This window comes from Amnibacterium sp., from assembly GCF_025463795.1.
Lineage (GTDB): Bacteria > Actinomycetota > Actinomycetes > Actinomycetales > Microbacteriaceae > Amnibacterium.
In genome coordinates, this window is record NZ_JAODBE010000059.1 from 1 (window position 1) to 19,309 (window position 19,309).

Consider the following 19,309-nt stretch of genomic DNA (forward strand, 5'->3'; position numbering starts at 1 on the left):
TGCGCCGGTCCCGTCCTGTCGATGTTGCCGTCGGCCGTGGGGATACCGTGTGCGTCAGTCATTTCTTCTCCTTGGATGGTGTGGTGCCGAACGCTTCGTGGAACGCCCTCGTCGGGTGCTCCACCGCGACGAGCGAGGTGATCTCTGGCCGCGAGATGGCCTCGGTGATCCAGCCGGCGAACACGCGCACCTTGCGGTTGAGGCTCGGGATGACGAGCCCGTGGTACGCCCGGTGGGCGGCCCAGGCGGGAAGCCCCCGGAGCTTGACGCCCTTGATCAGCGCCGCGCCGTGGCCCACGCCGTAGCTCGCGACAGTGCCGAGCGACGCGTGCCGATACTGCTCGACCGTCGAACCCTCGATCGTGGCGACGATGTTGCGCGCGAGCAGCACCCCCTGCCGCAGCGCGTTCTGCGCGTTCGGCGGGTAGAAGGCCGGCTGCTGCCGCTTCGTGGTGTCGGGGATCTGCGCGATGTCGCCCGCCGCCCACACGCCGCGCACCCACGAGCCGTCCTCGCGGACCACCTGCAGCCGCTCGTTCGCGACCACGTGGCCCTTCGGTCCACGCGGCAGGTCCATGGTGTCCAGCGCCGGGTTCGGCTTGACGCCGGCGGTCCAGACGATCATCCCGAACGGGAACGAGTCGCCGTCCGAGAGCTGCGCGACGTCGTCCTCGCAGGACTTCAGCGTGGTCCTCAAGCGGATGTCGATGCCGCGGCCCCTGAGCTCCTCGAGGGTCCAGGCCGACAGCTCCGGCCCGACCTCCGGCGCGACCCGGTCCAGCGCCTCGATCAGCACCCACGTCGGCCGCTCGCCGCGGAGCGCCGGCTGCGCCGCGATCGCCTTCTTCGAGAGGTCGGACAGCTCGGAGAGCGCCTCGACGCCCGTGTAGCCGCCGCCGACGAAGACGAAGGTGAGGTACTTGCGCCGCTCGACCGGGTCGGTCGCGGCAGCGGCGCGCGCCACGTTCTCGAGGACCGTGTTGCGGGTGCCGACGGCCTCCTCGATCGTCTTGAAGCCGATGCCGCGCTCCGCGAGACCGGGCGTCGGGAAGACCCGGCTCACCGCGCCCATGCCGATCACGACGTGGTCGTAGTCGAGACGCTGCTCCTCGCCGCCGATCGTGCGCACGGTCACGACCCGCCGCTGCGAGTCGAGGCCGGTCACGGACGCCCGCAGGAGCTTCGCGTGCGAGAACGCCTGGCGCAGGTCGACCGTGACGTTGCGCGGGTCGACGTGGCCGCCTGCCACCTCGGGCAGCAGCGGCTGGTACGTCATGTAGGCGCGAGGCTCCACGACGGTGATGTCGAGGTCGACCTCCGTGTGCTTCTCGAGCGTCCACGCGACGTAGAGGCCGACGTAGCCGCCTCCGAGCACCAGGACCTTGGATCGCGAACGGGGCATGGGGCTCCTTCCGGGCGCGCGGGCCGGTTCAGGCGGGCGCGCCGATGCCGGTCAACTTCCCACCGCGACCTGGACGGTTCCTGGCGGTCCCCCGGACGGGACGAGCGGGCGATGGCCGCGGAGCCCCGGCCCGAGCCCGATGTCCACGAGGTGGACGCTGCCGGCGAGGTCCCGCCCCGGCGGCAGGAGCAGCCCCGCCTTGACCGCGCCGAACGTGACGGTGACGGCCGCCGGGAGCACCGGGCCGGGCGCGGCGCCGTCGTCGGCGCCGACGCCGCTCGGCAGATCGACGGCGACGACCACGGGCCCGTCCCCGCCGACGACCGGGAGGAGCCCCTCCACGACCTCGCGCGCCGGGGACCGCAGCGCCGGGCTCGACGCCGCCCCGGTGCCGAGCACCCCGTCGAGCACCACGTCGGCTCCTGCGGCGATCCGGGCCGCGGCTTCCGGGTCCACCGGGTGCAGCACCTCCGCGCCCGCGGCCACCGCGGCCGCGAGGCCCGCCTCGTGGATCCGGCCCCCGAGCGGCACGACGACCGCCGTGCAGCCGTCGCCGAGCAGCTCTGCGGCGGCGAGGAGGGCGTCGCCGCCGTTGCTGCCGCTGCCGGCGAGCACGACCAGGCGCGCGGTCCCCGACGGCCGCGCCGACAGCACCTCGCGGACGACCGCGGCCAGGCCGGCGGCCGCCCGGGCCATCAGCGGCACGCCCGCGTCGAGCAGCGGCCGCTCGGCTTCGCGGATCTGCGCGGCCGAGTAGCCGGCCGTGAGGTGGCGGGAGGTCATCCCCCCATCGTGCTCGAAGCCGCGGTCCGGCACGATGGCCATGACGGAAGGGAGTCCCTCATGCGGATCATCGTCACCGGCGGCAACGGCAAGCTCGGCAGGGCGGTCGTCGCCCATCTCAAGGAGACCGGCCACGAGGTCTTCGTCTTCGACCGGGTGGCGGCGCGGGAGCCGGGCTACTTCCCGGTCGACCTCACCGACTACGGGCAGGTCCTCGACGCGGTGCTCGGTCTCGAGGAGCACCACTCGGGGGTCGACGCGATCGTGCACCTCGCGGCCGTCCCCGCCCCCGGGATCGTCCCGGACGTCGCCACGTTCGACAACAACGTCCCGTCGACGTACCACGTGCTGCAGGCCGCTCGCCGGGCCGGCATCAAGCGCATCGTGACCGCCTCGAGCGAGACCGTGCTCGGGCTCCCGTTCGACATCGATCCGCCGTACATCCCCGTCGACGAGGCGTACGACGCCCGCCCCGAGAGCACCTACTCGCTCGGCAAGCACCTCGAGGAGCAGCTGGAGATCCAGCTCTGCCGCTGGGACCCCGAGCTGTCGATCACCGCGATGCGCTTCTCGAACGTCATGGAGCCCGGCGACTACGCCGCGTTCCCCTCCTGGCAGGACGACGCGACGCTGCGCAGGTGGAACCTGTGGGGCTACATCGACGCGCGCGACGCCGCCGACGCGGTGCTCAAGGCCCTCGAGGTGCGCGGCCCCGGCTTCGAGCGGATGATCATCGCGAACGCGGACACCGTGATGGAGCGGCCGAGCGCCGAGCTCGCGGCCGAGGTGTTCCCCGACGTGCCGGTGACGAAGCAGCTCGAGGGCAGGGAGACGCTGCTGTCGATCGAGACGGCGCGCCGGCTGCTGGGCTGGGAGCCCAGCCATTCCTGGCGCGACGAACTGGGGCGCTGACCGTTCAGCGATCTCTCGAGCTGCGCCCAGATTCCCTGATCCGGGCCGCGCTACCGTCCGAGGCCACCGGAAGGGAGCATCCGTGCCCAAGAACGAGCGGGACCTGCCGTCGACCATCGAGCGGTCCGACGAGCACGCGCAGGACATCTACAGCGAGACGCTCGAGTCCGCCGAGAAGACCTACGGCGACGGGGAGCGTGCCCACCGGACCGCGTACGCGTCGCTGAAGCACAGCTACGAGAAGGTCGGCGACCACTGGGAGGCGAAGGACCACAAGGGCCCGTCGGACGAGGGCGCGGAGCAGGGCGGGCCCGGGCGCCACGACACGAAGGGCGGCGTCGACGCGAACGCGTCGAAGGAGCACCTGATGGAGCTCGCGAAGCAGCTCGACGTGTCCGGCCGCTCGAGCATGACCAAGGACGAGCTCGTGGACGCGGTCCAGAAGGCCAACGCCAGGGAGACGCGCAAGGCCCGCGACTGACACGGCCCGCCATACTCGACCCCATGCCGAGCGCACTGGTCACCGGGGTCAGCAGACGGGCCGGCATCGCCTGGACGACGGCCCACCGCCTCGCGGCGGACGGCTGGGAGGTCACCGCGTCGGGATGGCCGGGGCACGACCGCGAGCAGCCGTGGGGCGACGACCCGGAGGCCGCCCCCGCGATGCCGTGGCTCCCGGCGGATCTCGCCGATCCCGGCGTCCCGGCGCGGCTCGTCGAGCAGCACGTGCGCCGGACGGGCGGGATCGACGCCCTCGTCGCGGTGCACGCCCGGTCGAGCGATCAGGACCTCCGGACGGTCACCGCCGCCGAGCTCGACGCCTCCTTCGCGGTGAACGCCCGCGCCACGGTGCTGCTCGTGCAGGCCGCCGCGGCCGCCGGGGTGCGCCGGGTGGTGCTGTTCACGACGGGGGTGCACCAGGGGCCGATGCCCACCGAGATCCCCTACGTCGTGTCGAAGGCGGCGGTCCAGGGCGTGACGGCGACGCTCGCCGCCGCGCTGGCCCCGGTCGGCGCGACCGTGAACTGCGTGAACCCGGGACCGAACGACACGGGGTGGCCCGACGACGCGACCCGGGCGGCCGTCGCGGCCGCCATGCCGCTCGCTCCCCGCTGGGGCACGCCCGGCGACGTCACCGAGCTCGTCGCCTTCCTCGTCTCCGACGCGGCCGGCTGGATCACCGGCCAGACGATCGACTCGGACGGCGGCTGGGGCGTCCGCGAGGGGGTCCCGCCGCGCGGGTGACCTCAGGCGCTGCGCGACGGCAACCGCACGTCGGTGACCGTCCAGATCCGTCCCGTCCCGCTGCAGCCGGGGACCCGGCCGACGGCGCCGGGCGAGCCGAGGAACGCCATCGTCGCGCCCGGCCGCACCCGGGTCTGCCCCGCGTCGTCGAGCAGCTGCAGGCGGTCGTCGGCGCTCCAGCCGGGCGGCAGCACGAGCAGCACCCGTCCCTGCGCCGCGGCGACCGCGAAGCACGCCCGGTCGCCGCTCCGCGTCGCGGTGACGACGCCCTGCACGACCCCCCTCGGGGCGTGGCCGGCGCCGCCCTCGGCGGTGGCGACGGTGAGCGTGCCCCGGTGCTGGCCCTGGGGCAGCAGGGCCACCCCGACGAGCGCGAGCACCAGCACGCCGATGATCAGCAGCAGTCGGCGGATCCGCCGCGCCCGCATGCGGCGCACCGCGACGTCGAAGCCGGTCACCCGGGCACGGTATCGGCAACGCCCGGGCCGGAGGCCCTGGGACGCCCCGGTAGCGTTGCTGCACGCGTCCGCCGGAGGGCGGGCACGGAGGGAGACGACGTGCGCCTGCACGAGGTGCGGACCGCCGGCGCCGCCGGCCTGCCGCTCGAGGACCAGCTGGCCGGCCGGCTCGCGGCGATCGCGGCCGATCCGGTCGAGGTGGAGCCGGAGGTCGCCGACATGGTCGTGAACCGTCTGATCGACGACGCGGCCGTCGCCGCCGCCTCCCTCGACCGGACGTCGGTCACCGCCGCACGCGGCCAGGCGCTCGCGCACCCCGGCACCCCCGGATCGGCCGTCTGGGGCGCGCCCGGACGCTGGTCGGCCGAGTGGGCGGCCTGGGCGAACGGCACCGCCGTCCGGGAGCTCGACTTCCACGACACCTTCCTCGCCGCGGAGTACGCGCATCCCGGCGACACCATCCCGCCGCTGCTGGCCGTCGCCCAGCACGCCGGGCTCGGCGGGGCCGCACTCGTGCGGGCCGTCACGACCGCGTACGAGGTGCAGATCGACCTCGCCCGCGGGATGAGCCTGCACGCGCACAAGATCGATCACGTCGCCCATCTCGCGCCGGCGGTCGCCGCGGGACTCGGCACCCTGCTCGACCTGCCCTCACCGGTCGTCGCGCAGGCGATCGGGCACGCGGTGCACGTGAGCACGGCCACGCGCCAGTCGCGCAAGGGCGTGATCTCGAGCTGGAAGGCCTTCGCGCCCGCGTTCGCCGGCAAGGCGGCGATCGAGGCGGTCGACCGGGCGATGCGCGGCCAGACGAGCCCCGCACCGATCTGGGAGGGCGAGGACGGGGTGATCGCGCAGCTGCTCGACGGCCCGGAGGCGGTCTACCGGGTTCCGCTGCCCGAGCCCGGTGAACCGAAGCGGGCCATCCTCGACTCGTACACGAAGGAGCACTCCGCCGAGTACCAGGCGCAGGCGTGGATCGACCTCGCCCGCCGGCTCGGCCGCGAGCGGCCCGAGCTCACCGACCCGGAGCGGGTGCGCCGGATCGTGCTGCACACGAGCCACCACACCCACGTCGTCATCGGCTCCGGCTCCGGGGACCCGCAGAAGTACGACCCCGACGCGACCCGCGAGACGCTCGACCACTCGCTGCCCTACATCGTCGCCGTGGCCCTCCAGGACGGCGCCTGGGACCACGAGGCCTCGTACGCGCCGGCGCGTGCCCACCGGCCCGACACCGTCGCGCTGTGGCGGCGGATCGAGACCCGCGAGGATCCGGCCTGGACGGCGAGGTACCACGACCCCGACCCGATGCGGCGGGCGTTCGGCGGACGGGCCGAGATCGAGCTGGCCGACGGCACGGTGCTCGTCGAGGAGATCGCCGTCGCCGACGCCCATCCGGCGGGCGCCCGGCCCTTCACCCGGCCCGACTACGTCGGCAAGTTCCGCGGGCTCGCGGCCCGCCTCGTGCCGGGCGACGAGGCGGAGGCGTTCCTCGCCCTCGCCGAGCGACTGCCCGAGCTCGACGAGGCGGAGGTCGGCCGCCTCACCTTCACCGCGCCGGACCTCCCGGCCGCACCCGCCGGCCTGCTCTAGGAGAGGATCCGATGCTCCACGCCACGCCCACCCCGCAGGCCAAGCGGCGCGACCTCCGCGAGGGCCTCGCCTCCGGCCGCCTCCAGGTGCTGCCCGGCGCGTTCAACCCGCTGTCGGCGATGCTCATCGAGCGGATGGGCTTCCCCGGCGTCTACATCTCCGGCGCCGTGCTGTCGGCCGAGCTCGGTCTCCCCGACATCGGCCTCACCACCCTCACCGAGGTGGCGGGCCGCGCGCAGCAGATCGCCCGCGTCACGGCCCTGCCCGCGCTCGTCGACGCGGACACCGGCTTCGGCGAGCCGATGAACGTGGCCCGCAGCATCCAGGTGCTCGAGGACGCCGGTGTCGCGGGGATGCACCTCGAGGACCAGGTCAACCCGAAGCGCTGCGGCCACCTCGACGGCAAGCAGGTCGTCGGCGAGGACGTCGCCGTGAAGCGGATCCGGGCGGCCGTGCAGGCACGGCGGGACCCCGACTTCCTGATCATGGCGCGCACCGACGTCCGCGGCGTCGCGTCGCTGCCGGCGACGATCGACCGCCTGAAGGCGCTCGTCGACGCGGGCGCCGACGCGGTCTTCCCGGAGGCGCTCGCCTCGCTCGACGAGTTCGCCGCGGTCCGCGCCGCGATCGACGTGCCGATCCTCGCGAACATGACCGAGTTCGGCAGGAGCGACCTCTTCCCGCACCAGGCGCTGCAGGACGTCGGCGTCAACCTCGTGATCCACCCGGTCTCCCTGCTGCGCCTCGCGATGGGCGCCGCCGAGCGCGGGCTCGCGGAGCTGCAGGACGCGGGGACGCTGGAGCGGGTGGTTCCCGAGATGCAGACCAGGGCGCGGCTCTACGATCTGCTCGACTACGCCGGCACGACCGCGTTCGACGAGGGCGTCTTCACCTTCGATCTCACCGGCAACCGGGGCTGACCCCCTCCCCCACGACTGGAGCGACATGGCCGACATCAAGAAGGGGCTCGCGGGTGTCGTCGTCGACACGACCGCGATCTCCAAGGTGAACCCGGAGACCAACTCGCTGCTGTACCGCGGCTACCCGGTGCAGGAGCTCGCCGCCTCGTGCTCGGTCGAGCAGGTGGCGTGGCTGCTCTGGCACGGCGAGCTGCCGGCCGACGACGAGCTCGTGGCGTTCGAGGCCGACGAGCGCACCCAGCGGGCGCTGCCCGCGGAGCTGAAGACCGTGATCGACGGCCTGCCGACGAGCGCGCATCCGATGGACGTCGTCCGCACCGCCGTCAGCGTGCTCGGCGCCCTGGATCCGGATGCCGAGGTGTCGACGCGCGAGGCGAACCTCGCGAAGTCGGTGCGGCTGTTCGCCGTGCTGCCCGCGGTCGTGGCGTACGACCAGCGCCGCCGTCACGGCGAGGACCTGGTGCCGCCGCGCGATGACCTCGACTACGCCCGCAACTTCCTCTGGATGACCTTCGGCGAGGAGCCGGGCGACATCGAGGCGGACGTCTTCCGGATCTCGATGATCCTGTACCTCGAGCACTCGTTCAACGCGTCCACGTTCACCGCCCGGGTCGTGACCTCGACCCTCGCGGACCTGTACTCCGCGGTCACCGCCGCCGTCGGCGCCCTGAAGGGCGCGCTCCACGGCGGGGCGAACGAGGCCGTCATGCGCACCTTCGACGAGATCGGCAGCCCCGAGGCGGTCGACGAGTGGCTCGACACGGCGCTCGCCGAGAAGCGCAAGATCATGGGCTTCGGTCACCGCGTCTACAAGCACGGCGATTCGCGCGTGCCGACGATGAAGACCGCCCTCGACTGGCTGATCGCGGAGCGCCAGGCCCACGGCCTCGGCGAGCTCTACGAGCGGCTCGAGGCGGCGATGCTCGCGCGGAAGAACATCCGCCCGAACCTCGACTACCCGAGCGGCCCGGCCTACGCGCTCCTCGGCTTCGACACGTGGACCTTCACGCCGCTGTTCGTCGCGAGCCGCGTCGTCGGCTGGACGGCACACGTGATGGAGCAGCTCGAGGCGAACTCGCTCATCCGTCCGCTCTCCGAGTACGTGGGCCCGGACGAGCGCCACGTGCCCGACGCGGCCACGTCGCTCGCCGCCCGCCGCTGACCCGGGCCGGGATCAGCGGGAGGGCTCCGCGGGGCCGAAGGTCTGGCTGCGGATGGCCTCGGTCAGCGCGGCGATCGGCTCTCGCGGGGCGGCGGGGTTCGCGAGCAGCCGGAAGTCGACCTCGGCGAGGTCGGGCAGGGAGAACCGGTTCGTCACCTTCGTGAGGTCACCGGGGATGAGCGAGTGCGGGAAGACGGACACCCCGAGCCCCGCACGCACGGCGGCGACCAGCGCTCCGACGTCCCGCACCGTGCAGACGATCCGCCAGCGGCGGCCGCGCTGCTCGAGCGCCTCGATCGCCATCGTGCGGCTGAGGCTCGGTGCCCGGTACATGACGAGGGGGACGGGCTTGTCCGCCTCCACCACCGTGGTGTCCTGCCCGACCCAGACGAACCGGTCGCGCAGCACGAGCACCCCGTCGCCCGGCGCCTCCGCCGGCTCCTTCACGAACACGAGGTCGAGCTGCCCCGCCGCCAGCCGCCGCACGAGCGGACCGCTCTGCCCGACCGTCAGCTCGAGGGTGATCTGGGGGTTCTGCTGCCGGAAGTGCCGCAGGATGCGCGGCAGCTGCGTGATGGCGAGGTCGTCGGCCGCCGCGAACCGCAGCCGGCCGCGGGTCGCCGGCCCGGCGAAGTAGGCCTCCGCCGACGCGTGCGCCGCGAGGATCGAGCGCGCGAACCCGGCGAGTGCGTCGCCCGCGTCGGTGAGCCGCACCTCGCGGGTGTCGCGGATGACGAGCGGGCGGCCGACCGACTCCTCGAGCTTCTTGATGTGCTGGCTGACCGTCGGCTGGCTGAGGCCGAGCCGGTGCCCGGCACCCGTGAAGCTGCCCGCGTCGACCAGGCCGAGGAAGGTCCTGAGCAGGACGGGGTCGTACACCGCAGGCCTCCTATTCGAAACACCGATGTGATTCATTACCTGCATTGGCTTCGGTAATGCTCTCGTCTGCGTACCATTGACCGAGGCATGAGCGCAACACCCGAAGTCTCCGTCTCCTCCTCCATCCCGCAACCGGCCTCCCGACGCACGTGGCGCGACAGCTTCTCCGCCCTCTCGGTGCGGAACTTCCGCCTCTTCGCCGGCGCGAACATCCTCGCGATGACGGCCACCTGGATGCAGCGCGTCGCGCAGGACTGGCTGGTGCTCCAGCTCACGGGCAGCGTCGCGGACGTCGGCATGACCGTGGCCATGCAGTTCGGCCCCATGCTCGTGCTCGGCCTCTACGGCGGCGTCATCGTCGACCGCTACTCGAAGCGCAAGCTGCTGATGATGACCCAGGGCGCCGCCGGGCTGCTCTCCGCGGTCCTCGCACTGCTCACCCTCACCGGGACCGCGACCGTCTGGGCGGTCTGGGCGACCGCGCTCGGCATCGGGCTCGCGACCGTGGTGGACAACCCGGCCCGGCAGGTGTTCGTGAACGAGCTCGTCGGCCCGACCCACCTGCGCAACGCGATCACCATCAACTCCGGCGTCTTCCAGCTCGGCGGCCTCATCGGGCCGGCCGTCAGCGGCGCCCTGATCGCCGCGATCGGCGGCGGCTTCGCCTTCGCGGTCAACGCGCTCGCCTGCGGCGTGACGGTGGTCATGCTCACCCGGCTCGACCGCTCAGCGCTCACGCCGATCCCACCCACCCCGCGCGGCAAGGGCCAGCTGAAGGAGGGCGTGCAGTACGCCGCCGCCCGGCCCGCCATCCGCTGGCCGATCGTGCTCGTCGGCTTCCTCGCGGTGTTCACCATCACGATGCCCGTCCTGCTCGCCTCCTACGCGAAGCAGGTCTTCGACCAGGGCGCGGCCGGCTACGGCCTCTTCAACTCGCTCGTCGCGGGCGGTGCGCTCGTGGGCGCGATCCTGACGACCCGGCGCACGGTCATCCGCCTCCGCACGGTCATCGTGTGCGGCGGCATCTGGGCCGCGGTCCAGGCCGTCGCGGCGCTGATGCCCTCCGAGGTCGCCTTCGGCGTCGCGCTCATCGGCATCGGCGTCGCGAACCAGTTCTTCTTCATGGCGGCGAACCCGCTCATCCAGACGACGAGCAGCACCCGGGTGCGCGGCCGCGTGATGGCCGTCTGGATCCTCGTCCTGCTCGGCGGGCAGGGCATCGGCGGTCCGGTGATGGGCTGGATCGTCGACGCGATCGGCCCCCGCGACGCCATGTTCCTCTCGGGCGCGGTGCCCGCGCTCGCCGCGGTGGGGATCGCGCTGGTCATCGCGAGGCAGGGCGCGCTGACGCTCGCGGTGCACTGGCGCACGCCGCTCAGCCCGCTCGCGATCGAGCGGCGCCGCACCGCCTGAGCCCCGCTCAGCGGACGACGAGCCGCGGCTTCACGAGGCGGTGCTGCGGGTCGTCGACGCCCTCGGCACCGCCCGCTCGTCCCCGGTGCGCGCCGATGAGCAGGTCGAGCACGCCCTCGGCCACCTCGTCGAGTTGCTGGGCGACGCTGCTGAGCCCGAGCGCCCGCGCGACCGGGGTGTCGTCGTAGCCGACGATCGGGACGCGGTCGCCGAGGGCGAGCCGCGCCCCGAGGGCGAGCGAGTCGCTCGCGCAGACGATCGCATCGGGCGCCGGGTCGATCGTCGCCACGAGTCGCGCGGCGATCGACCCGTCGGTCGGATCCTCCTCGACCGCGAGGTCGAGGACGTCGAGCTCGGCGCGCGACAGATCCGTGCGCGCCTCCATGGTCGAGCGCCAGCCGGCCCGCCGGTCGTCGCCGGTCCCCGACCCGGCCGGCCAGCCGAGGAAGGCGACGCGGCGCGCGCCGCGGTCGAGCACGTGCCCGGTCGCGAGCGTGAGGCCGTGCCGGCCGTCGACGTCGACCCAGAGGTGCTCGGGGTCGGTCATGTCGGCGACGCCCCACGGCCGTCCGAAGGTCACGAACGGCACGTCGTGCTCGATCAGCCAGTCGATCCGCGTGTCGCCGTGGTGGGTCGAGGTGAGCACGAAGGCGTCGACGTCGGCGCCGTCGAGGAGGCGCCCGAACTGGGCGATCTCGGCCGGCTCGTCGGCCGCGGTGTAGAGCAGCACCCGGAACCCCGCGCGACCCGCCCGCTCGGCGAGGGCGTGGAGGAAGCGGTCGAGGAGCGAGCCGGAGATCCCGTCGGTGACCGGGTCGAGGCGCACGGCGATCGTCTCGCTCTGCCGGGTGCGCAGGCGGCGGGCGGAGGCGTGCGGCCGGTAGTGCAGCGAGGCGATCGCCCGCTCGACCCGCTCCCGGGTCTCGGCCCGCACGATCTGCGGCGTGTTCAGCACGTTCGACACCGTCTGCCGCGAGACGCCGGCCGCCGAGGCCACATCCGTGACCGTGGGTTGCCGCCGCATCCGCTCTCCTCCACCGCCGCTCCCCGAATCGTAGAGCACGCTGTGAATCGCCGTCCTGGCTGTTTGATCGATCAAAGGACAGCGGGTACGGTCCTCGCGTGGCGATGACGCAACCGTTCCTGCACGACGCGGAGGTGGTGCTCCGGGCCCCCGCGCAGCTCTGGGCACGGTCGGACGGCTCGATCACCTCCGGCATCGACGGCCTCTACGTCTCGGACGTGCGGGTGCTGTCGCAGCTCGACCTGCGGGTCGCGGGCACGGCCGTCGAGCACGTGCGCGGCGATCGGGCGCGCGCCGACCGCGTCCGCCTGACCGGCCTGCTGCGGGGCCTCGACGACGCCGGCGCCGACCCGCGCGTACGCCTCGACAGGGACCGGCGGGTCACGGCGGACGGCATGACGGAGATGCTGCGGGTCGCGTCCGGCCGGGACGTCCCGGTCGAGGTCGACCTCGAGCTCGTGCTCGCCGCGGACCTCGCGACGATGCCGGTGGTCAAGTCCGGCGGGCGGGGCGAGCGGCACGACGTCCGCCTCCGCGACGGGGCCGCCACCTGGGCGGGCGGCAGCGTGCGGGCCTCCCTCACGGTGCAGGGCCTCGACGCCGAGGCCGACGGCGCGCTGCTCCGGCTCCGCTGGCGCACCACCGTGCCTCCGAGGGGCTCCGTGACGGCGTCCTGGACCCTCCGCGCGCACGACGACGCCGCTGTGGTCCGGGCTCCCGAGGACCGGATCCCGCTCCCCGTGCCGGCGAGCGGCCTGCCCGATCTCGACCGGTGGCTCGAGAGCGCCAGGGCGGACCTGGAGAGCCTGCAGCTCGCGCTGCCCGACGCCCCCGACGCGGTGTTCCTGGCAGCCGGGGCGCCGTGGTTCTTCACCCTGTTCGGCCGCGACTCGATCTGGGCGGCGCGGATGCTGCTGCCGACCGGCCTCGACCTCGCCGCCGGCACGCTGAAGGTGCTCGCCCGCCTGCAGGGTGAGCGGACCGACACGGAGACGGGCGAGCGGCCCGGCGGGATCCTGCACGAGCTGCGCCGCGACGTGAACCCGCTGCACTCGGGGATGGTGCTCCCGCCCCGCTACTACGGCACGATCGACGCGACGCCGCTCTGGATCCTGCTGCTCCACGACGCCTGGCGCGCCGGGCTCGACGACGCGACCGTGCGCGAGCTGCTGCCGAACCTTCGACGCGCCCTCGCCTGGCTCGAGCAGGCCGTGCCCGAGGGCGGCTTCCTCGCCTACCACGACGAGAGCGGCCACGGGCTCGCCAACCAGGGCTGGAAGGACTCCGGGGACAGCATCCGCTGGAGCGACGGCCGGCTCGCCACGGGACCGATCGCCCTCTGCGAGGTGCAGGCCTACGCCCACGAGGCCGCGCTCGCCGCCGTGGTGCTGCTCACCGCCTTCGGCGCTCAGGACGAGGCCGCCCACTGGTCGGCGTGGGCCGCGGCCCTGAAGGCCCGGTTCCGGGACGCGTTCTGGGTGGACGACGGCGAGGGCGGGCACCCCGCGGTCGCCCTCGACGCGCACGGCGCGGCCGTCGACTCGCTCACGAGCAACATCGGCCACCTGCTCGGCACCGGCCTGCTCGCGAGCGTCGACGAGGACCGCGTCGCCGCCCTGCTCGTGGATCCGCGCCTCGACTCCGGATACGGGCTGCGCACGCTCGCCGCCGACTCCGGCGGGTACTGGCCGCTCAGCTACCACTGCGGCAGCGTCTGGGCCCATGACACCGCCATCGCCGTGCACGGGCTGCTCCGCTCCGGCCACGCCGACGAGGCGGCCGAGCTCGCCGCAGGGCTCGTGCGGGCCGCCGCGGCCTTCGGCTTCCGGATGCCGGAGCTGCACGGCGGCGACCCTGCCGTCGCAGGCGCACCGGTCCCCTACCCCGCGGCCTGCCGCCCGCAGGCCTGGTCGGCCGCCGCCGCCGTCGTGGCGCATGCGGCGCTGGCCCCAGAACCGTCCCGTCCCACAGCCCCGGCGGGCGCCGTCGAAGCGTCCGCCACGAACCAGTAAGGAAGAACTCCTCATGCAACGACGCACGACCAGGATCGCGGCCGGCATCGCCGCTGCCGCGAGCGTGCTCGCCCTCACCGCCTGCGGCTCCGGCTTCAGCGGATCGGGCTCCTCGGGCTCCACCGCGAGCGGCGGCACCGGCGGCCTCACCTCGAGCAAGTCCGCGCTCACCGTGCTCATCGGCTCGTCGGGCGACGCCGAGACCGCTGCGGTCAAGTCCGCGGTCGCCGACTGGTCGCAGACCTCCGGCACGAAGGCGACGGTGCAGGCCGCGAGCAACCTGCCGCAGCAGCTCTCGCAGGGCTTCGCCGCGAAGAAGCCGGCCGACGTCTTCTACCTCGGATCCGACACCTTCGCCTCGTACGCGAAGCAGGGCGACCTGCTCGCCTACGGCGACCAGCTGAAGAACAAGAGCGACTACTACCCGTCCCTGGTGACGAACTTCACCTACCAGGGCAGGTTCACCTGCGCCCCGAAGGACTTCTCGACCCTGCAGCTCGAGATCAACACCGACATGTGGAAGGCCGCCGGCCTCACCGACAGCGACGTCCCGACCACCTGGGACCAGCTCGCCACCGTCGCGAAGAAGCTCACCAAGGGCAAGGTCGCCGGCCTCGTGACGAGCAACGAGTACCAGCGGCTCGGCGCCTTCATGGTGCAGGCGGGCGGCAACCTGACGAACGATGCGAACACGAAGTCGACGGTCGACTCCGCCGCGAACGTGAAGGCCCTCACCTACGTGCAGGACGGCCTCAAGGCCGGCTGGTGGAAGTTCACGAAGGACGTCGGCGCCGGATGGGGCGGCGAGGCGTTCGGCAAGCAGGAGGCCGCGATGACGATCGAGGGCAACTGGATCGCCGGCGCGATGACCACCGACTACCCGAAGGTGCACTACAAGGTCGTGCCGCTGCCCGCCGGACCGGCCGGCAAGGGCACGCTGCAGTTCACGAACTGCTGGGGCATCGCCGCCGACAGCAAGAACCAGGCGGCGGCGCTGAAGCTCGTCGAGCAGCTCACGACCGCGAAGGACCAGCTGGCGTTCGCGAAGGCGTTCGGCGTGATGCCGTCCATCCAGTCCGCCGCGAGCGACTGGAAGTCCGCCTTCCCGCAGTTCGCGCCGTTCCTCGACGCGGCCTCCTACGCGAAGGGCGTGCCCACCTCGGTCGGCTCGGCCGACGTGGTGACCGACCTCAACTCGAAGATGGCCGCCTTGAAGACCGCCGACATCAAATCCCTGCTCGCCACCGAGCAGAAGAACCTGTCGGCCGTCGTTCCCGGCTGATCCGGGCGATCGGGATCACGAGGAGCACCACGATGACGAGCGCGACAGCCCGCGTGCCGGTCCGCCGGCACATGGCGGGCATCCGGCGGGGCCAGGCCGCGTCCGGCTACCTGTTCACGGCGCCGGCGGTGATCGTGCTGGTCGTCTTCCTCGTGATCCCGATCTTCATGGCCCTCTGGGTGAGCTTCAGCGACTGGGGCGGCAGGGGGTCGCCGTTCGCCTCCGGCGTGCACTTCGTCGGGTTGAAGAACTACGGCGCCCTCACCGGCGGCGGCGGGCTCGCCGAGCAGGACTTCGGCACCGCCCTCCGCAACAACCTGTGGTTCGTCATCCTCGTCGTGCCGACGCAGACCGTGATCGCGCTGCTGCTCGCCGTGCTCGTGAACAACCGGATCCTGAAGGGGCGCGGGTTCTTCCGCACGGCCTTCTACTTCCCGTCCGTCACGAGCTCCGTCGCGATCACGGTGCTGTGGTACTTCCTGTTCAACCCGACGGGGGCGGTGAACCAGCTGCTCGGGGCCGTCGGCCTCCACGGGCCGAACTGGCCCGCGGACGCGTCGGGGGTGCTCCACGACCTGCTCTCGCTGGTCGGGCTGCGGACCGGACCCGGCTTCCTCGTGAACGGCTCGTTCCTCGGGGTGACCTGGTGGGACTGGCTGTCCGGGCCCTCCGTCGGGATGATGATCATCATCACGATGGTCGTCTTCACGACCAGCGGCACCTTCATGCTGCTGTTCATCGCGGCGCTGCAGAACCTCTCCCAGGAGGTCGAGGAGGCCGCGATGGTCGACGGGGCGACGGCCTGGCAGCGGTTCCGGCTCGTCACCCTGCCGCAGCTGCGCACGACCCTCTTCACCGTGCTGACCCTCGGGCTCATCGGCACGTGGCAGGTCTTCGACCAGGTGTTCGTCGGCAGCCAGGGCGATCCGGGCAAGACCACCTTGACGCCCGCCTACCTCTCCTACGTCGCCGGGTTCCAGAACCAGGACTGGGGCCAGGCGGCGGCGATCGCGTTCATCCTGTTCGCGATCATCGTGTTCTTCACGCTCGTGCAGCGCTGGGTGCTGCGGGAGCGGGGCGTCTCGAGGCGCCGGATGCGCCGGAACGGCTTCGATCGCAACGACAGCGGCGAGTACGCCGCGGCCGATCGCCTCCTCACCGCCGCGGCCGTCGCCGGCGCGGTCCAGAACCGGGACTCGTCAGGAGGCTCGCTGTGACCACCACCACCGCGCCGGCCCGCACGGCCGCCCCCGCCACGACGACGGGCGCCGGGCGCCGGCGCCGCCGGCCTTTCCGGCTGGGCGGCGCGCTGCTCTACGTCGTGCTGATCGTCATCGCGGTCATCTACATCTTCCCGTTCCTGATCGACATCTCGACGTCGTTCAAGACGGAGACGGACGCCACGAACGACCCGCTCGGCCTGCTCCCGCCGACCTGGAGCGTGGCCGCCTACACCTACCTCTTCGCGAACTCCGACTTCCCGATCTGGTTCGTGAACTCCGCGGTCGTCACCGTCGCGGTGACGACCGGCCGCACGCTGTTCGACTCCGCGGCCGGCTACGCGCTCGCGCGGCTGCGGTTCGGCGGGCGGAACGCCCTCTACGCCGGCTTCATCGCGGTGATGGCGGTGCCCGGCGTCGTGCTGCTCATCCCGAAGTTCCTCGTGATCAACCAGCTGGGCATGTTCGACTCCTACTCGGGCATGATCGTGCCGCTGTTCGCGGACGCCGCCGGGGTGTTCATCATGAAGAACTTCTTCGAGTCCATCCCGGTCGCCGTCGAGGAGGCCGCCAGGATCGACGGCGCCGGCACGCTGAGAACGTTCTGGTCGGTGATCCTGCCGATGGCGCGGCCGGCGCTCGTGACGATCGTCATCCTGTCGTTCCAGGGATCGTGGAACGAGCTCGCGCACTTCATCGTCTCGACGAGCAGCCCCGACCTGTACACGCTGACGAAGGGCGTCGCGACGCTGTCGTCCGGGGCGATCGGCTCCGCGAAGCGCTACCCGGTGCAGCTCGGCGCGGCGGCGATCATGACGATCCCGGTCGCGATCCTCTTCATCGCCTTCCAGCGGCGGATCACGAACACGGCGAGCGGCGCGGTCAAGGAGTAGCCGGTCTGCCCAATCCTTCGACGACCTCGGCACCCGGCAGGCCGGCCAGCACCGAGCCGGGTACGAGCAGCTTCGAGCCGCGGAGCCCGGACCCGATGAGCACGACCGCCTGCGGCACGACGTCCGCGTCGACGAGGATCGGCCAGTCCGCCGGCAGCCCGATCGGGGTGATGCCGCCGTACTCCATGCCGGTGCGGCCGACGGCCTCGTCCATGGCGAGGAACGAGGCCTTGCGCACGTCGAGCCGTTTGCGCACGACGCCGTTCACATCGGCGCGCTTGGTCGACGGCACGAGGCAGGCCGCGACCCGCTCGGCACCCTCCCGGCGGCCGGCGACGACGACGCAGTTCACCAGCGTCGCCGGGTCGAGGCCGTAGACCTCCCGCGTCGCCGCCGTCTCGGAGATCGCGGGGTCGATCGCGAAGACGCCGATGCGCTCGGCGAGCCCGTGCTCGGCGAGGAACGCCGCGACCGGCACGGCGAGCAGGTCGGGGCGCTCCCCCGCCGGTCCGGCGGTGATGGAACCGAGCTCGAACGGCATCAGATCACCCAGTTGTGCTCGGAGGCGTCGGCCGGTGACCGTGGTCGCGACGTCGCCGGCATGCCGAGCACGAGCGAGTGCGGCGGTGCGTCGTGCACGACGACCGCGCCCGCGCCGACGACGCTGTCCGCGCCGACGGTGATCGGGCCGAGCAGGGTCGCCCCCGCACCGATCAGCACCCGGTCACCGACGGTCGGATGGCGCTTCACGTGCCGCCAGGTCGTGCCGCCGAGGGTCACCCCGTGGTACAGCGTGACGTCGTCGCCGATCTCGGCCGTCTCACCGATGACGACGCCCGACCCGTGATCGATGAACAGCCGTCGCCCGATCGTCGCGCCCGGGTGGATCTCGACGCCCGTGAGGAACCGGGTGAGCTGCGACAGCAGCCGTGCGGTGAACCGATGGCCGGAGCGGTGGACGCGATGGGCGATCCGGTAGGACCAGACGGCGTGCAGGCCCGGGTAGGTGAGCGCCGCCTCGACACGCGATCGCGCGGCGGGATCGCGGTGCTTCGCCGCGTCGAGGTCCTCGCGGAACCCGATGAACGAACGGCCGCTCACACGTCCAGGTCCTCGTAGAGCACCGTCGAGAGGTAGCGCTCGCCGGAGCTGGCGACGATCACGACGATCGTCCTGCCCGCGTTCTCGGGGCGCTTCGCGAGCTCCACGGCGGCGTGCACCGTGGCTCCCGAGGAGATGCCGGCGAGGATGCCCTCCTCGACGCCCAGGCGCCTCGCCATCGCCACGGACTGCGCGATGTCGACGTCGACGACCTCGTCGTAGACGGTGCGGTCGAGCACGTCCGGCACGAAGTTCGCGCCGATGCCCTGGATCTTGTGCGGGCCGGGCGCCCCGCCGTTCAGGATGGCCGACTCCTTCGGCTCGACCGCCACGACCGTGAGGCCCGGCTTCTGCTCCTTCAGGTACCTGCCCGCGCCGGTGATCGTGCCGCCCGTACCGACGCCCGCGACGAACACGTCGACGGCGCCGTCGGTGTCCTCCCAGATCTCGGGCCCGGTCGTGGCGTGATGGATCGCCGGGTTGGCCTCGTTCTCGAACTGGCGCGCGAGCACGGCGCCAGGACGCTCCGCGGCGATCTGCTCGGCGCGCGACACCGCGCCCCGCATCCCCTCCGCAGCGGGCGTGAGCACCAGCTCGGCCCCGAAGGCGCGGAGCACCTTGCGCCGCTCGACGGACGCGGACTCGGGCATCGTCAGCACGACGCTGTACCCGCGGGCCGCGCCGACCATGGCGAGCGCGATGCCGGTGTTGCCGCTCGTGCCCTCGACGACGGTGCCCCCCGGCTGCAGGGCTCCGGCGCGCTCGGCGGCGTCGACGACCGCGATGCCGAGCCGGTCCTTCACGCTCGACGACGGGTTGTAGAACTCGAGCTTCGCGAGCACGGTGGCGGCGGCGCCGTCGGTCACGCGGTTGAGCCGCACGAGCGGCGTCCGCCCGAACGCCTCCGTGATGGACGAGTGGATGCGAGCCATGTCTGCCTTCGTCGGGTCGGGGAGCAGTGCGCTGCCGCCCAGCCTAGGACGGCGCGCCGAGGCGGAACCGCGCGGGCC

General features: G+C 72.8%; 19 protein-coding genes. 11 read left to right on the forward strand and 8 right to left on the reverse strand.

Features of this window, described 5'->3' with window-relative positions:
- Nucleotides 1-58: 58 nt before the first annotated feature.
- Together JWQ92_RS05770 and JWQ92_RS05775 are read right to left on the reverse strand one after the other, a co-directional pair.
- On the reverse strand, nucleotides 59-1,402 hold the full coding sequence (locus JWQ92_RS05770) for an FAD-dependent oxidoreductase (RefSeq protein ID WP_297343515.1): 1,344 nt from the start codon (nucleotides 1,400-1,402) through the stop codon (nucleotides 59-61).
- A gap of 51 nt (nucleotides 1,403-1,453) precedes the next feature.
- The gene (locus tag JWQ92_RS05775) at nucleotides 1,454-2,185 is read right to left on the reverse strand and encodes an NAD(P)H-hydrate epimerase (protein WP_297343516.1); all 732 of its coding nucleotides are present in this window, start codon (nucleotides 2,183-2,185) and stop codon (nucleotides 1,454-1,456) included.
- A gap of 60 nt (nucleotides 2,186-2,245) precedes the next feature.
- Between JWQ92_RS05775 and JWQ92_RS05780 the strand changes: the two genes are divergently transcribed.
- The 3 genes from JWQ92_RS05780 (at nucleotide 2,246) to JWQ92_RS05790 (ending at nucleotide 4,342) form a co-directional block, all read left to right on the forward strand.
- Nucleotides 2,246-3,097, forward strand: a complete 852-nt coding sequence (locus JWQ92_RS05780) for an NAD(P)-dependent oxidoreductase (protein WP_297343517.1) — start codon at nucleotides 2,246-2,248, stop codon at nucleotides 3,095-3,097.
- 82 nt (nucleotides 3,098-3,179) lie between these two features.
- Entirely contained in the window at nucleotides 3,180-3,578 is a 399-nt protein-coding gene (locus JWQ92_RS05785; protein ID WP_297343518.1) for a ChaB family protein, read from the forward strand.
- A 23-nt stretch (nucleotides 3,579-3,601) separates the two neighbouring features.
- Nucleotides 3,602-4,342 carry an SDR family oxidoreductase gene (locus JWQ92_RS05790; RefSeq protein ID WP_297343519.1) on the forward strand — a complete coding sequence of 247 codons (741 nt, stop codon included), beginning with the start codon at nucleotides 3,602-3,604 and terminating at the stop codon, nucleotides 4,340-4,342.
- Nucleotides 4,343-4,344: 2 nt separating this feature from the next.
- Here the strand turns inward: JWQ92_RS05790 and JWQ92_RS05795 are convergent, their stop codons facing one another.
- A complete protein-coding gene (locus JWQ92_RS05795; RefSeq protein WP_297343520.1) occupies nucleotides 4,345-4,800 on the reverse strand; it encodes a hypothetical protein in 456 nt (151 codons plus the stop codon).
- Nucleotides 4,801-4,899: 99 nt separating this feature from the next.
- On the opposite strand from JWQ92_RS05795, the gene JWQ92_RS05800 reads away from it, so the two are divergent.
- Genes JWQ92_RS05800 through JWQ92_RS05810 form a run of 3 tightly spaced genes read left to right on the forward strand, consistent with a single transcriptional unit; the run spans nucleotide 4,900 to nucleotide 8,475 of the window.
- The gene (locus tag JWQ92_RS05800) at nucleotides 4,900-6,393 is read left to right on the forward strand and encodes an MmgE/PrpD family protein (RefSeq protein ID WP_297343521.1); all 1,494 of its coding nucleotides are present in this window, start codon (nucleotides 4,900-4,902) and stop codon (nucleotides 6,391-6,393) included.
- An 11-nt stretch (nucleotides 6,394-6,404) separates the two neighbouring features.
- Complete coding sequence (gene prpB / locus JWQ92_RS05805) at nucleotides 6,405-7,313, forward strand: methylisocitrate lyase (RefSeq protein WP_297343522.1); 909 nt, start codon at nucleotides 6,405-6,407, stop codon at nucleotides 7,311-7,313.
- A 25-nt stretch (nucleotides 7,314-7,338) separates the two neighbouring features.
- Nucleotides 7,339-8,475, forward strand: a complete 1,137-nt coding sequence (locus JWQ92_RS05810) for a bifunctional 2-methylcitrate synthase/citrate synthase (protein WP_297343523.1) — start codon at nucleotides 7,339-7,341, stop codon at nucleotides 8,473-8,475.
- Between the two features lie 12 nt (nucleotides 8,476-8,487).
- Here the strand turns inward: JWQ92_RS05810 and JWQ92_RS05815 are convergent, their stop codons facing one another.
- Entirely contained in the window at nucleotides 8,488-9,354 is an 867-nt protein-coding gene (locus tag JWQ92_RS05815) for a LysR family transcriptional regulator (protein ID WP_297343524.1), read from the reverse strand.
- An 87-nt stretch (nucleotides 9,355-9,441) separates the two neighbouring features.
- Here JWQ92_RS05815 and JWQ92_RS05820 point away from each other — a divergent pair, with 87 nt between their 5' ends.
- Nucleotides 9,442-10,767, forward strand: a complete 1,326-nt coding sequence (locus JWQ92_RS05820) for an MFS transporter (protein WP_297343525.1) — start codon at nucleotides 9,442-9,444, stop codon at nucleotides 10,765-10,767.
- A 7-nt stretch (nucleotides 10,768-10,774) separates the two neighbouring features.
- Here the strand turns inward: JWQ92_RS05820 and JWQ92_RS05825 are convergent, their stop codons facing one another.
- Nucleotides 10,775-11,791 carry a LacI family DNA-binding transcriptional regulator gene (locus JWQ92_RS05825; RefSeq protein ID WP_297343526.1) on the reverse strand — a complete coding sequence of 339 codons (1,017 nt, stop codon included), beginning with the start codon at nucleotides 11,789-11,791 and terminating at the stop codon, nucleotides 10,775-10,777.
- 104 nt (nucleotides 11,792-11,895) lie between these two features.
- Here JWQ92_RS05825 and JWQ92_RS05830 point away from each other — a divergent pair, with 104 nt between their 5' ends.
- The 4 genes from JWQ92_RS05830 to JWQ92_RS05845 all read left to right on the forward strand — a co-directional run bounded on the left by JWQ92_RS05830 (nucleotide 11,896) and on the right by JWQ92_RS05845 (nucleotide 17,198).
- Complete coding sequence (locus tag JWQ92_RS05830; RefSeq protein ID WP_297343543.1) at nucleotides 11,896-13,803, forward strand: glycogen debranching N-terminal domain-containing protein; 1,908 nt, start codon at nucleotides 11,896-11,898, stop codon at nucleotides 13,801-13,803.
- 13 nt (nucleotides 13,804-13,816) lie between these two features.
- A complete protein-coding gene (locus tag JWQ92_RS05835) occupies nucleotides 13,817-15,085 on the forward strand; it encodes an extracellular solute-binding protein (protein WP_297343527.1) in 1,269 nt (422 codons plus the stop codon).
- A 32-nt stretch (nucleotides 15,086-15,117) separates the two neighbouring features.
- Nucleotides 15,118-16,302: a carbohydrate ABC transporter permease gene (locus tag JWQ92_RS05840; protein ID WP_297343528.1), complete on the forward strand. Its 1,185-nt coding sequence runs from the start codon at nucleotides 15,118-15,120 to the stop codon at nucleotides 16,300-16,302.
- An 80-nt stretch (nucleotides 16,303-16,382) separates the two neighbouring features.
- Nucleotides 16,383-17,198, forward strand: coding sequence for a carbohydrate ABC transporter permease (locus JWQ92_RS05845; protein WP_297343544.1), 816 nt, complete (start codon nucleotides 16,383-16,385; stop codon nucleotides 17,196-17,198).
- On the opposite strand, the gene JWQ92_RS05850 is transcribed toward JWQ92_RS05845, so the two are convergent.
- Genes JWQ92_RS05850 through cysK form a run of 3 tightly spaced genes read right to left on the reverse strand, consistent with a single transcriptional unit; the run spans nucleotide 17,188 to nucleotide 19,231 of the window.
- Entirely contained in the window at nucleotides 17,188-17,742 is a 555-nt protein-coding gene (locus tag JWQ92_RS05850; protein ID WP_367276712.1) for a YbaK/EbsC family protein, read from the reverse strand. The genes JWQ92_RS05845 and JWQ92_RS05850 overlap by 11 nt on opposite strands.
- On the reverse strand, nucleotides 17,739-18,299 hold the full coding sequence (epsC, locus tag JWQ92_RS05855) for a serine O-acetyltransferase EpsC (RefSeq protein ID WP_297343530.1): 561 nt from the start codon (nucleotides 18,297-18,299) through the stop codon (nucleotides 17,739-17,741). The genes JWQ92_RS05850 and epsC overlap by 4 nt, the downstream gene beginning before the upstream one ends.
- Nucleotides 18,296-19,231 (reverse strand): cysteine synthase A, encoded by a 936-nt coding sequence (cysK, locus tag JWQ92_RS05860; RefSeq protein WP_297343531.1) that lies wholly within the window; start codon nucleotides 19,229-19,231, stop codon nucleotides 18,296-18,298. Before cysK ends, epsC begins: the two co-directional genes overlap by 4 nt.
- Between the last annotated feature and the right edge of the window lie 78 nt (nucleotides 19,232-19,309).